We start from the raw sequence: 12,252 nt of genomic DNA, 5'->3' as shown, positions 1-12,252 counted from the left end.
ACCCCGGTCGGAATGTGATCCCGTAAACGCCTGCGACAAAACTTTTGCCGGGCCGGCTTGCTTTTCCGAAATTCAGTCGTTAGGGAACACTCCACATCGCGGCCGGCGTCTCGACCGGATCGCGGGGCTTGTGTCTCACACGGCCTGATGCGCGCCCGTAGCTCAGCTGGATAGAGCACCAGACTACGAATCTGGGGGTCAGGAGTTCGAATCTCTTCGGGCGCGCCATTTTGTAATGCACATACCAATGTGGTGCGGACGTCGTCAGGCTTCCGAAGGTGGCCGCTTCCAGACCCTTTCCGCACATTCCAGTCCGTTTCGGTCCGATGACCGGAGTTGGCCGGTGGCGGTCTCTCCGCTCTTGGTTACCGCTTCTCGAAAGCAGACGTCGGCATGCAGTGCGTCGACGGCTCATTTGTGGCGGCAAGCGGTGACCAAATCTGTGCGTCTCCTCAGGCGCCGGGTGTACTGCGGGGTCAGCCGGCCAGTCGGTTTTCCGTGACACCGGCCCGCAACTTTCAGAATATGATAGCTCGCGGCAAGGAAGCCGGTGCTGGTTTATCAGAAGGCCCCGTGGGCGGCAGCGGCGGAATAGTCAGAGCCAGCGGCGAACCTCGGCCTTATAGCGGCGGTAGTCGTCGCCGAACTTCGCTTCGAGATAGCGCTCCTCGCGGTCGATCACCTGCGTCTGGATCGCGATCAGCACCAATGGGAGCAACGCGAAGGCGATCGGCCCGTCGAAGCCGATCGCAAGGCCGGCATAGATAAGCGCCATGCCGAGATACATGGGATTGCGGGTCCACCGATAAGGACCGGTCGTTGCGATGAGGGTCGTTGGCTGCGACGGCGGAACGTTGGTGCCCAGCCGCCGGAACAGCCCCGCCGCCGCAAGCATCATCGCCGCGCCGGCAACGAACAGCAGCGCGCCCGTCGCGACCAGCAACCGCCAGTCGATGCCGAAAGAGCGCAGGGTGACGAACCGCTCCGCCGCCAGCCCCAACAGCAGCGCTCCCAGATAGACGAAAGGCGGAGGGAAGCGCACACCCGCGCTGTCCGGTTCGACGGCCATGCTCCTCTCCAATCTCTGCTCTCAAACCAGCATGGACTGCTGGGCGAAGATACCTGCCATCGCGCCGTGCGATGATGCCAGGGTAACCGATGGCGGCGTGAGGGGGTTGGCGAGGTCGCCGGCGGCGTAGATGCCGGGCATGCTGGTTTCGCGGCGCTCGTCGACCTTGAGGATGATGCCGACGGGCGTATCGACCGTGGCGAGGCCCAGCGATTGATGCAGGCTTGCGGACGGTTTGTTGCGCGGATGCGCGAACAGGATGTCGACCGCGACATTCGGGCCGGTATCGAGCTTGACGGTGGCGTTATGGCCCCCGTGATGGGCGATCTCGATGATCCGGCCATCGACGACAGGTGTGTTGCGGCGCGCCAGATCGGCCCGGATATCGGGCGGAATGTCATGACCATCGGCGAACACCGTCAACCTGTCGGTCCAATCGTGGAACAGCCTGACCTGATTGTGCGACTGCCGGCCGGACCAGACGAGACCCCAATGTTGGCCGGCGACTTCAAAGCCGTCGCAATAGGGGCAGGGCACGATGGACGTGCCCCAGCCTTCGGCAAAGCCCGGCACATCAGGCATCTGGTCGATGACGCCATAGCTCAGGATCAGGCGGCGCGCCCTAAGGGTTTCGCCATCATCAGTGACGACTGAGAAATCGTCGATGGCGCCGGAGACGCTTCCGGCCCGGGCATTGACCAGCTTGACCGTGGGATAGCGGGCCAGCTGCTGCCGCGCCTCAGCCAAGATGTCCAGCGGTGGCTTGTGATCGTGGCCGAGCAGACCATGCGAGTGGCCGGCGAAGCGGTTGCGCGGCAGGCCGGTATCGAGAACGGTGACCTTGCGGCGGGCACGGCCGAGCTGCAGGGCGCCAGCGAGACCGGCAAAGCTGCCGCCGATGATGATGACGTCATCCATGGTGATGGGCTCCGTGTTGTGGTTGGAGGGGGTTGGGTTGGGCCTGGCGCGCAATATCGTCCAGCGAGTCGCCCATCACTGCGTTGACGATGCCGCATTCGATATCGCCGGGCGGCCCGGATTTGGAGGACATGGTTGAAACCTACCCAATGGCTTGCGCATTTAAGAAACTGTATGGTATCGTAATTCGGGAATTAGGATACTGTCAAGGACTGTAATTGTGGTAACCGCGAAAATCACCCGGGCCCGGCGCGGCCGGCCCGCCAACGAGGCGCTTGGCCAAACGATCGTCGACACCGCGGGCGAACTTTTTGCGGAACTGGGTTTTCAAGCGACGACATTGGACAAGGTCGCCCAGCGAGCGAAGATATCCAAGCTCAGCATCTATCGGCACTTCGAGAACAAGGAGACGCTGTTTGGCGCGGCGTTTGCGGCCCGCTGCAATCAGTTAATACCACAGGCCCTTTTTGAAGGCGTCGACGGTTCGGCCGAAGATCAGCTCATGGCGGTGGGATCATCACTGCTTCGCACGCTGTTGCGCCCGGACGTCCGCAATGTCGAAGCCATGGTCATGGCCGACATGACGAGTCAAAAGTCGTTGAGCAAGCTCCATTACGAAGCCGGCCCCGCCCATATCATCGCCCAAATCGAGGCCCTGTTGCGTCAGTTGCACGCGAAGGCGGTTCTGAACGTGCCCGATCCTCTCCGGTCCGCCCGTTTGTTTGCCGCGCTTTTCAAAGGCTCCGATCTCCTGATTATCGCACGCTTCGATGAGGCGAGAGCAGAGGACGACAACGAGATCGAATCCTATTGCCGGTCGGCCGTCGCCATGTTCATCGCCGCGCACGGTGGCAATGACCACGCGGGCGGATAACCTAGCCTAACCTCGTGTCCACCGAACCGGCAGCAGCTCAGTCCAAACCTCTACGCCTTGGGCGGTGTTCCAGGACCTGTGACCGGCGTAACCGCTACCACCCCGTTCGGGGCCTTAGTGCCGGCTTAGGCAGACCGTCAGCTCTCGGGAAGCTGCAACGGTGGTCTGAATGGCGAAAAATGGTGGCGCAAAGCGGACGTTCCCGTCAGGAATCTGAAGTAACCACAATGACATACGAGTTCCCAGTTTCATCCTCTCCGGTGCGCCAATTAATCAAACTGAACTCCCGCGCATTTGCCTCGCCGGCCGAAGCGGTCGCTGGCTGCCTACGCTCACGCGGCGAGCCCTGGTTCACGTGGCGTATTAATCCACGATCCTGATCGGGTCGGCAGTGGTGCCCGGCGCGTTCTTGAGTTCAGCTTTTTTTCATGCACCCTTGCTCGTCTCCAGCCGCAGTCGGCGGCGCGGCCTAAGTCCCACCGCGCGCAAGGCAGTCATCGGCGTTACTAACCCCCTAGCTGTTGCAGCTTGCGGCAGGCACGCCTTGCGCCTTCACGGCATCTCTGGCGACACCTCTCCTTGTTGCCATCCCTGCATCGCCCCACGGATTCCGGTTTAGCTGGTGCGCTCGTTTTTGCCGAACGATTGGAAGGTTCATCGATAGGCAACGACACTTGCGGCTTGCGACTGACTTTCTTTGGCAGGATCTTTTTGCGTGGCGGCGTAGGTGCTTGGAACTTGGCAATTCGGCTCTTTGCAATTTCGACGAATGCACCATTCGGAAATGCCGCTAGATAAGCACGATACATCGAGACATCGGATGTATCCTTGATTGATTTCCAAAATTCAAGCTCTGCCGCCGCGTTGATGTCTGGCTGATAGGCGTCTGCCGAAGACGGACTAGACGCGGCATCTGGGTTGAATGAGAATCCCGGCTCCACCAGGGACGAGTTGCTCCAGGGAACCTGCTTCCCAGAAGTCGCGTTCATGACGTCCAACCGGACGCGACGCATGAGAATTTCAATGTCGATCGAAGGAGTCTTTATCCGCTTCACAAGAGAGTCTGCAAACGGACTATGATTGACGGCTCCATCGAGAGCCACGTTGCCGGGTTGTGTTGCAAAGCCGATAAAGACTCCCCTGCCGGCATCCAAGGCTCCCAGCCCCTTTCCTATGGCAAGGCCGCGACTTTGACCCGGTCCACTCAATTGCTTAACGAAAGGATTGTCCCGGCAGGCATCGAGAAGGACGATTGCGATATTTTCCTCGGCCGTCATCGCGGCGATAATGTCTTGCAGGCGCTCAGCCTCCAGTGCCAAGTCGGCCGGACGTTGAAGGGCGGCGTCAACGGGCAATAGGTAGTTCTCCCCGTTCGCTTGGAGCCCGTGTCCGGCGAAGTAAAAAAGCGAGACGTCACCCGGCCGCAGGTTTCGCCTGAATTTTCCAATGAGTTCCCTGAACGTTGATGCGTCAGTATCCAATCCAAGGGTGACGTCGAAGCCCGTCTCTTGCAAAACTCGGGAGATGGCATTCGCATCATTTACCCCGTTGGGAAGCGATGACGCATAACGGTAGGCCGAGTTACCGATTACGAGCGCATGTCTATGGCTGAGTTGACCGATCTGGGTCTCAGAGGAAGCCGGTGTCGACAAGCCGGCCAGAAAAAGAAGGCACGCGCACAACAAACAAACCTTTGACATTGCGACCTTCCCGAGTAACGGAGAATATTAGCATCCGTTAAAGCGCGTGGGTACCCGTTGTAAGGGCCATCTTGCTTGGGGAAGAGGCCAAACTTGCCGGAGGCCGCTTGGTATGAGGTCTCCGTGCATCGTCAACGCCCTTTCCGGCATCGACTTCAAACACCATCAATCCCCGGAATGAGGCCGCAGCATACAAGGTGGGCAGGCCTCACGAGCTTGTGGCAACACCGTTCGATCGCTCAGCCGACCGCCTTCGTCGCCGCCCTTCCGGCGCTGCGGCCGGAAAAGATGCAGCCGCCGAGGAAGGTGCCTTCGAGCGCCGCATAGCCGTGCACGCCGCCGCCGCCGAAGCCGGCGACCTCGCCCACCGCGTAGAGACCAGGGACCGGCTCGCCCGCCGCGTCGAGCACGCGGCTGTCGAGATCGGTCTGCAGGCCGCCCAGCGTCTTGCGGGTGAGGATGTTGAGGCGGACCGCAATCAACGGGCCGTTCGCCGGATCGAGCATCTTGTGCGGCTTTGCGGTGCGGATCAGCCTGTCGCCGAGATAGGCGCGCGCGCCGCGCAGCGCGGTGACCTGCGCATCCTTGGAGAACGGGTTGTCGAGCTGCATGTCACGGGCGCGGATCTCGCGTTCGACCTGCTCCACATCGAGCAGCGGCTCGCCGGCCAGCGCGTTCATCCGCGCCACCAGCTTCGAAAGGTTGGCCTCGACGATGAAATCTTCGCCCTTTTCCATGAAGGCTTTCACCGGGCCGGGAATGCCCGACGTGGCGCGGCCAAGCACCTGCCGCCAGCTCTTGCCCGTGAGGTCCGGGTTCTGCTCCGAGCCCGACAGCGCGAACTCCTTCTGGATGATCTTCTTCGTCAGGATGAACCACGAATAATCGAAGCCGGTGCTCGTGATATGGCTGAGCGTGGCTAAAGTATCGAAGCCTGGGAAAAGCGGCACCGGCAGCCGTCTGCCGCGCGCGTCGAGCCATAGCGAAGAGGGGCCCGGCAGGATACGTATGGCGTGATCGGTCCAGACCGGCGCCCAATTCTTGATGCCCTCGACATAGTGCCACATGCGGTCGCGGTTGATGACCCTCCCGCTCGCTGCTTCGGCAATTGCCAGCATGCGGCCGTCGACATGGTCCGGCACGCCGGTGATCATGCGCTTCGGCGTCGCGCCGAGACGCTGCGGCCAGTTCTTACGCACCAGCTCGTGGTTGCCGCCGATGCCGCCGGAAGCGACGATCACGACCTGGGCGTGGAGCTCAAAATCCCCGGCCACGTTGCGCGAGCTCTTGCGTCCACGCTCGACCGTGCTTGGCTCCAGCACGTCGCCGCGCACCCCGGTCACCGTCTTCCCGGTCCGCGTGATCTCGTTGACCCGGTAGCGGAACTTGAACTCGACGAGCCCACGCTTCTGCGCCTCGCGCACGCGCAGCACGAAGGGCTCCAGCACGCCGGGCCCGGTGCCCCAGGTGATGTGGAAGCGCGGCACCGAATTGCCGTGGCCGCTGGCATTGCCGCCGCCGCGCTCGGCCCAGCCGACGACGGGGAAGAATTTCAACCCGCGCTCGATCAGCCAGGAGCGCTTCTCGCCGGCGGCGAAGCCGAGATAGGCTTCAGCCCATTTGCGCGGCCAAAAATCCTCAGGGCGGTCGAAGGCGGCGGTGCCCATCCAGTCTGCGAGCGCGAGGTCGTGGGAATCGCGGATGCGCATGCGCCGCTGCTCGGGCGAGTCGACCAGGAAAAGCCCGCCGAACGACCAGAAGGCCTGGCCGCCCAGCGATTGCTCGGGCTCCTGGTCGACGATGATGATTTTCTTGCCGGCATCGGCAAGTTCTGCCGCGGCGACGAGGCCTGCCAGCCCCGCGCCGACAATGATGACATCCGCGTCGTCAGCCATCTTCGTTTCCCCCAGCGCCCTTCCGACGGCTGTCAGACGGGCTCCCAGCCGTTCTTGTCGCCGGCGCGGAAGATGGCGTCGATGACCTTCTGGTTGAGGACCGATTCCTCCAGCGTGAAGACACGGTCCTTGCCGCCCTGGGCCGCGCGTACGAAGGCCTCGCATTCCAGCCGGTACTGCTGGGTGCCTGGGAAGCGGAACACCTGCGCCTCGGTGTGGTTCTGGTTGTGCAATTCGATGCGATGGTGGTCGTAGAGCCCGGCATTGAACGGGCCAAAGACCTCGATGAAACCCTTCTCGCCGTGGAACACCATCACCTGTCGCGCCGCCATCTGCGTCGACAGGTAGAAGGACAGTTCGAAGTCGCCGAAATCCGCGCGGATCGAGGAATAGATGTCGGTGCCGAAGGTCTTGTCGCGCTCGATGGTGGCTTGCACGCGGACCGGTTCCTTGCCGGTCGAGAAGCGCGTCGACACGGTCGGATAGACGCCGATGTCGGGCAGCGCGCCGCCGCCGAGATCGAGCTGGTTGCGCATGTTGGTGGGATCGACATTGTAATAGGAAAACGCGCCCTGGACGTGGCGCAGCCGGCCGATCGCGCCGCTGGCGATCAGGTCGCGCACCTTGATCCACTGCGGGTGGTAGACGACCATGAAGGCCTCGCAGACCAGCACGTTCTTCTCGTCGCGCAGCTTGATCAGCGGCGGGATGTCCTTGGCGTCGAGCGCAAGAGGCTTCTCGACCAGCACATGTTTTCCCGCCTCGATTGCCTTCGCCGTCCATTCGACATGCTGCGAGGTCGGCAGCGGAATATAGACGCCGTCGACCTCCTTGGAAGCGAGCAGTTCCTCATAGGAGCCGAAGGCATGGCGGGCGCCGAAACGCTCGCCCAGGGCGCGAGCCTTCGCCAGATCGCGGCTGGCGATCGCCGACAGCAGGCCGTTCTCAGAATCCACGATCGCCGGCAAAAGCTGCTCGCGGCCGATCTTGGCCGTCGACAGAACACCCCATCGGAACATCATGCTTCTCCATGTCGGTTACGTCGATGGAGGTGTGCCCCAATTCCGGAGAAAAGCCAATCGCAGACGCGGGCCACAAAGCGCCTTCGTCATCCTCGGGCTTGATCCGAGGATCCATTCCGTGACCTATGACGTAAAGTGCAGGGATGCAGAATTCTGTAACCGTTGCAACGCCTTAGCGTCACGGCATGGATCCTAGGGTCTGCGCGCGTCGCTTCGCTCCTTGCTCCGCCCTAGGATGACGAACCCGAGGATGCGCGACCAGAGCTAACCCCTTCTCCCCGTCAGGGTCATGTCGAAGTCGACGACGTTGGAATAGATCGGCGTGCCGACATCCATGCCGTAGCGCGATCTGAGCACCTTGCCGGTGACATGGAACTTGATGGTTCCTGACTTCAGCCCATCGAGCTCGGCCGTGAACTTTTCCGAAAACGTCTTGCCGCGCGCCGTCAGCCGGCCGGTGACCACGGCGGTGGTCTCGCCGGTGCGGGTCACGTTTGTCGAGCGGAACTGGATCTCCGGATTGTTGGCGCTGTCGAAGACGGCGTCGGAACGCAGGAAAGCATCGATGCGGCCCTGGCCGGTGCCGACGCTTTCCGGAATGATGGTGAGGTTGACCTTCGAGCGCCCGACATCGGCATTGTCGATGCGGATCGTGCCCTTGAAGCGGCCGAAGGCGCCGCCGAAGCCGCCACCGCCGGCCTTGCCGATGGTGAAGCGGATCGAGGAGCCCGCCGGGCTGATCGTGTAGCTGCCGGCGGCGTCACTGAGCGCCACCGCGGCGCAAACCGGCGCGGCAAGGCAAGCGGCAAAGGCCGCCAATCCGAGGATGCGCGCATGCATCGACATCTTTCCTATCCTGAACCAGCGCATTGCTGTCTTCCCGCCACCAACGAACGGGCGGCCCGCCCTATTCCCGGGCAGACGAAGGCGTGATTATGCGCGTGAGCACGCTGTCGCGCAGCAGGAAATGGTGGCGCATCGCAGCAAGGATATGCAACGCGACCAGCGCGATGCCGGCATAGGCAAGATACCAATGCGCGGCCGACCAGAAGCTTTCCGCGGCGTCGGATTCGGCGAGCGGCAGGTCGGGCATGACGAACTGGTTGAAGGGCATCGTCGGGATTTCCAGCGTCGAGACCGAGACCAGCGCCCAGCCGGAGAGCGGCAGCGCAACCTGGAAGGCGTAAAGCGCCAAATGCGCCAGCGGCGCTGCCTTGCGCTCCAATGTTCCGACCGAAGGCGGGAGTGCTGGCGCCGCATTGCCGACACGCCAGGCGATGCGCAGGACGACCAGCCCAAGCAGCAGGAAGCCGACGGACTTATGCAGCTGGATCAGCTCGAAAGACGTCCGCTGGCTGTCGATGCGCATCATCACGAAGCCGAGCACGAACTGGCCGATGAAGATGATGCCGATCAGCCAGTGAAGGATGATCATCGCCCAGCCATAGCGGGTGGCGGTGTTGGTGATGGACGATTGCATGGTCGAAAAACGTCGCTGAAATCACCTTTCTTGCAGCCCTCCCCACAAGGGGGAGAATGGAGTCTTACCCGCTCACCTTGAAGAAATCGACGAAGGCCCGCAACGCCGGCCGCATCTGGCGGCGGCTTGGGTAGTAGACGAAGAAGCCGTCGAAGGCGGGGCACCAGTCCTCCAGCACGCGGATCAGCCGGCCATCGGCGAGCGGCGCCTTCACATAGTCCTCGAAGACGAAGGCGAGTCCGGCGCCGTCGATCGCGGCCTGGGCGATCAGATGGTCCTCGTCGAGGATCAGCGGCCCTTGTGCGGCGATCTCGATTTCCTCGCCGTCCTTCTCGAACTCCCAGCGGTAGAGGATGCCGCTGGAGAAGCGGAAGCGGATGCAGCGGTGATCGGCGAGATCGCGCGGATGACGCGGTTTGGGCATGGTCGCGAAGTAGGAGGGCGCGCCGACCACCGCGCCGCGGATGTTCGGCCCGATGCGCGCCGCGATCATGTCGCGCTGCAGGCTTTCGCCCAGCCTGACGCCGGCGTCGAACCCACCCTCCACCACATCCGTGAAGCGGTCCTCGATCACGATCTCCAGCATGATCTCGGGATAGGCGGCCGTGAAGGCAGCGAGCCGCGGCGTCAGCACCAGATGCGCGGCGGTGCGCGGCACGCTAAGCCTGAGATTGCCAGCCGGCCGGTCGCGCGTCTCGACCGCCGTTTCCAGCGCCAGGTCGATCTCGGACAGCGCCGGCCGCAGGCGCTCCAACAGCCGCGCGCCTTCCTCGGTCGGGGCGACACTGCGCGTGCTGCGCGCCAGAAGCCGCACGCCGAGCCGCGCCTCCAGGCTCGCCACCGCATGGCTGACCGCCGACGGCGCGATGCCGAGCTCGCGGGCCGCGCCGCGGAAGCTGGCGCATTGCGCGACCGCGGCGAGAACGGCCAGCTGGGAAAGGTTCGTCCGGTTCATTGATCTATCTTATAGAGCGAGCTGTGCGAAAGAGACATGATTATCGAACGGATGACTAGGCGCTATTTCATCTCCATCGCAACAAGGAGATGCGCCATGCAAACCCGCAAATTAGGAACTGAACTCGAGGTCTTCCCCGTCGGCCTCGGCTGCATGGGCATGAGCTTTGTCTATGGCGGACAGCCGGAGGCGGAAGCCATCGCCACGCTGCGCCGCGCCGTCGAGATCGGTGTCACCTTCTTCGATACCGCCGAAGTCTATGGCCCTTACGAGAACGAGATCCTGCTCGGCAAGGCGCTGAAGCCGGTACGCGAGAAGGTCACCATCGCCACCAAATTCGGCTTCAAGATATCCGAGCACGGTTCGGGCATCGACCGTATGATCGGCGTCGACAGCCGCCCTGAGCACGTCAAGGCGGTGGCGGAGGCCTCGCTGAAGCGGCTCGATACCGACGTCATCGACCTCTACTACCAGCATCGCGTTGACCCGAACGTGCCGATCGAGGACACGGTCGGCGCCATGGCCGAGCTGGTGCGCGAGGGTAAGGTGCGGGCGCTCGGCCTGTCGGAAGTGAGCGGCGCGACGCTGCGCCGGGCGCATGCCGTGCACCCGATCGCCGCCGTGCAGAGCGAGTATTCGCTGTGGAGCCGCGACCCCGAGGACGAGGTCTTTGCGGTCTGCCGCGAGCTCGGCATCGGCTTCGTGCCCTACAGCCCGCTCGGCCGCGGCCTGCTCACCGGCACCATCGCCAAGCCCGACGCGCTCGGCGCCGGCGACTGGCGCCTCACCCTGCCGCGCTTCCAGGCCGAGGCGATGGAAGCCAACAACGCCGTCATCGCTGTGCTGGAGAAGATGGCGGCGGAGAAGGGCGTGACATCGGCGCAACTGGCGCTCGCCTGGGTGCTGCACCAGGGCGATTTCATCGTGCCGATCCCCGGCGCGCGCAAGATCCTCCATTTGGAGCAGAACACGGCCGCCGCCGGGATCAAGCTGAGCGCCGCCGAGGTCGCGGCCATCGGCGACGCGCTGTCGCCCGATAAGGTCGTCGGCAAGCGCTACACCGAAGAGCTGCTGGCGCTGGTGAATGGTTAGATATTTCAGCTTGCTTTGAGACGCTGGCGGGACAGCGCCCCCCCTCTGTCCGGCAGGACAGAGGGGGGCGCCTCGCGCTGACCTACCAAGGCACGACGCTGATCTCCGGCCAGTTCTCTCGCGCCCTCCTCCCCTTCGCCTCATGCGTCCGCTGGTTGTCCAGCACCCGGTTCGGCGTGATGCGGAACGAAAAAATGTCATCGAGCCCGAACGGTGCCACCAAATCTAGGCATCCCTCGGCATCGTACCGCACCCCAACCGCATGCGTCTTCGACGCGAAATAGCCGACCGATTCACTCGCGCTCGTGTAGCGCGGGCATGCCTGGCCGAACTTGGCCGGATACCACAGATGCACGCGTGCCTGATTTCGCACCTCCACCGGCAGCGTCAGTCCTTCGAAATGCTGCGCCGCCCGGCGGATCACCGCGTCCTCGGCCTCGTAGGAGAGATCGGTGCCGTCGAAATAGAACAGATCGACATCCTTGATGCCGTAGCCTGAGGGCCTGCCGGTGAGATGGTTCCAGATGCTGTTGTAGAGCGCGCCGGAAACCACCAGCCAGTCCGGCAACGCCAGTTCACGCACTCGCGCCAGCGTTTTGGCCAGCAGCGGGTCCGCCGCCACGATTTCGAGGAACGCCGCGCGTTGCTCCTCGAAAGGCAGGCCGGAATAGCGGAGATGGTGCATCGCCCAATGGAGGGCGATTCGCCACCTTCCGGCAATCCTTTATGCTCTCAGCACGCCGCCCGTCTGCTTGTTGACGTTCTCGACGATGCGCTTGGCCAGCGCCTCGAAATCCTCGTCGGTCAGCGTCTTTTCGACCGGCTGGATCGAGACTTCGATGGCGATCGACTTCTTGGCGGCGCCGAGCGCAGCGCCCTCGAAGACGTCGAACACCGAAACGCCGGTGACGAGCTTCTTGTCGGCGGCCAAAGCTGCCCGCACCAGCGTGCCGGCCTCGACCGTCCGGTCGACGACGAAAGCAAAATCGCGCTTCACCGCCTGGAAGGGTGAAAGCTCCAGCTTCGGCTTGGTGCGCGTCGGCTTGGCCTTCGGCTCCGGCACGGCATCGACAAAGACCTCGAAGCCGCAGAGCGGCCCGGAGGCGTCGAGCACTTCGAGCGTCTTTGGATGGAACTCGCCGAAAGTGCCGAGCACGGTCTTCGGCCCGAGCTTGATCGTGCCTGAGCGTCCGGGATGGTACCAGGCCGGGCCGCCGGGCTCGATCTGCAGCCTGTCGACCGGCGCG

11 protein-coding genes, 1 tRNA gene and 1 pseudogene are annotated in these 12,252 nt (G+C 63.2%); 3 read left to right on the top strand and 10 right to left on the bottom strand.

The features are described from left to right. Positions 1–151 precede the first annotated feature (151 nt). A tRNA-Arg gene (locus tag EOA32_RS24190) sits at positions 152–228 on the top strand. 367 nt (positions 229–595) lie between these two features. Here the strand turns inward: EOA32_RS24190 and EOA32_RS24185 are convergent. Both EOA32_RS24185 and EOA32_RS24180 read right to left on the bottom strand, forming a co-directional pair. After that, entirely contained in the window at positions 596–1,069 is a 474-nt protein-coding gene (locus EOA32_RS24185; protein ID WP_128373075.1) for an isoprenylcysteine carboxylmethyltransferase family protein, read from the bottom strand. A gap of 21 nt (positions 1,070–1,090) precedes the next feature. Continuing rightward, positions 1,091–1,987 carry an NAD(P)/FAD-dependent oxidoreductase gene (locus EOA32_RS24180; RefSeq protein ID WP_128373074.1) on the bottom strand — a complete coding sequence of 299 codons (897 nt, stop codon included), beginning with the start codon at positions 1,985–1,987 and terminating at the stop codon, positions 1,091–1,093. Positions 1,988–2,207: 220 nt separating this feature from the next. On the opposite strand from EOA32_RS24180, the gene EOA32_RS24175 reads away from it, so the two are divergent. Beyond that, entirely contained in the window at positions 2,208–2,861 is a 654-nt protein-coding gene (locus tag EOA32_RS24175; protein WP_067002978.1) for a TetR/AcrR family transcriptional regulator, read from the top strand. A gap of 506 nt (positions 2,862–3,367) precedes the next feature. Here EOA32_RS24175 and EOA32_RS24170 read toward each other — a convergent pair. The 6 genes from EOA32_RS24170 to EOA32_RS24145 form a co-directional block, all read right to left on the bottom strand. Further along, positions 3,368–4,561: a caspase domain-containing protein gene (locus EOA32_RS24170; RefSeq protein WP_128373073.1), complete on the bottom strand. Its 1,194-nt coding sequence runs from the start codon at positions 4,559–4,561 to the stop codon at positions 3,368–3,370. Positions 4,562–4,800: 239 nt separating this feature from the next. After that, entirely contained in the window at positions 4,801–6,456 is a 1,656-nt protein-coding gene (locus EOA32_RS24165) for an FAD-binding dehydrogenase (RefSeq protein WP_128373072.1), read from the bottom strand. A 32-nt stretch (positions 6,457–6,488) separates the two neighbouring features. Next, a complete protein-coding gene (locus EOA32_RS24160; RefSeq protein ID WP_128373071.1) occupies positions 6,489–7,475 on the bottom strand; it encodes a Gfo/Idh/MocA family oxidoreductase in 987 nt (328 codons plus the stop codon). 267 nt (positions 7,476–7,742) lie between these two features. Further along, positions 7,743–8,318, bottom strand: a complete 576-nt coding sequence (locus EOA32_RS24155; protein ID WP_128373076.1) for a YceI family protein — start codon at positions 8,316–8,318, stop codon at positions 7,743–7,745. A gap of 67 nt (positions 8,319–8,385) precedes the next feature. Next, a complete protein-coding gene (locus EOA32_RS24150) occupies positions 8,386–8,958 on the bottom strand; it encodes a cytochrome b (RefSeq protein ID WP_128373070.1) in 573 nt (190 codons plus the stop codon). A gap of 64 nt (positions 8,959–9,022) precedes the next feature. Further along, a complete protein-coding gene (locus EOA32_RS24145) occupies positions 9,023–9,913 on the bottom strand; it encodes a LysR family transcriptional regulator (protein WP_128373069.1) in 891 nt (296 codons plus the stop codon). 96 nt (positions 9,914–10,009) lie between these two features. Here EOA32_RS24145 and EOA32_RS24140 point away from each other — a divergent pair, with 96 nt between their 5' ends. Then, positions 10,010–11,005 carry an aldo/keto reductase gene (locus tag EOA32_RS24140; RefSeq protein ID WP_095827291.1) on the top strand — a complete coding sequence of 332 codons (996 nt, stop codon included), beginning with the start codon at positions 10,010–10,012 and terminating at the stop codon, positions 11,003–11,005. 82 nt (positions 11,006–11,087) lie between these two features. On the opposite strand, the gene EOA32_RS24135 is transcribed toward EOA32_RS24140, so the two are convergent. Together EOA32_RS24135 and EOA32_RS24130 are read right to left on the bottom strand one after the other, a co-directional pair. After that, complete coding sequence (locus EOA32_RS24135; protein WP_095827290.1) at positions 11,088–11,690, bottom strand: nucleotidyltransferase family protein; 603 nt, start codon at positions 11,688–11,690, stop codon at positions 11,088–11,090. A 39-nt stretch (positions 11,691–11,729) separates the two neighbouring features. Beyond that, positions 11,730–12,252 (bottom strand): annotated as a pseudogene (locus EOA32_RS24130) (phenylalanine--tRNA ligase subunit beta); the annotation flags it as partial.

It is taken from the genome of Mesorhizobium sp. M1A.F.Ca.ET.072.01.1.1, from assembly GCF_004023325.1.
Lineage (GTDB): Bacteria > Pseudomonadota > Alphaproteobacteria > Rhizobiales > Rhizobiaceae > Mesorhizobium.
This window is presented reverse-complemented; position numbering and strand designations above follow the sequence as displayed.

Bases quoted from the DNA above. Each gene is read 5' to 3' on its own strand.
- EOA32_RS24185 (WP_128373075.1), bottom strand. From the start codon at position 1,069: ATGGCCGTCGAACCGGACAGCGCGGGTGTGCGCTTCCCTCCGCCTTTC.
- EOA32_RS24180 (WP_128373074.1), bottom strand. From the start codon at position 1,987: ATGGATGACGTCATCATCATCGGCGGCAGCTTTGCCGGTCTCGCTGGC.
- EOA32_RS24170 (WP_128373073.1), bottom strand. From the start codon at position 4,561: ATGTCAAAGGTTTGTTTGTTGTGCGCGTGCCTTCTTTTTCTGGCCGGC.
- EOA32_RS24165 (WP_128373072.1), bottom strand. From the start codon at position 6,456: ATGGCTGACGACGCGGATGTCATCATTGTCGGCGCGGGGCTGGCAGGC.
- EOA32_RS24160 (WP_128373071.1), bottom strand. From the start codon at position 7,475: ATGTTCCGATGGGGTGTTCTGTCGACGGCCAAGATCGGCCGCGAGCAG.
- EOA32_RS24155 (WP_128373076.1), bottom strand. From the start codon at position 8,318: ATGCATGCGCGCATCCTCGGATTGGCGGCCTTTGCCGCTTGCCTTGCC.
- EOA32_RS24150 (WP_128373070.1), bottom strand. From the start codon at position 8,958: ATGCAATCGTCCATCACCAACACCGCCACCCGCTATGGCTGGGCGATG.
- EOA32_RS24145 (WP_128373069.1), bottom strand. From the start codon at position 9,913: ATGAACCGGACGAACCTTTCCCAGCTGGCCGTTCTCGCCGCGGTCGCG.
- EOA32_RS24140 (WP_095827291.1), top strand. From the start codon at position 10,010: ATGCAAACCCGCAAATTAGGAACTGAACTCGAGGTCTTCCCCGTCGGC.
- EOA32_RS24135 (WP_095827290.1), bottom strand. From the start codon at position 11,690: ATGCACCATCTCCGCTATTCCGGCCTGCCTTTCGAGGAGCAACGCGCG.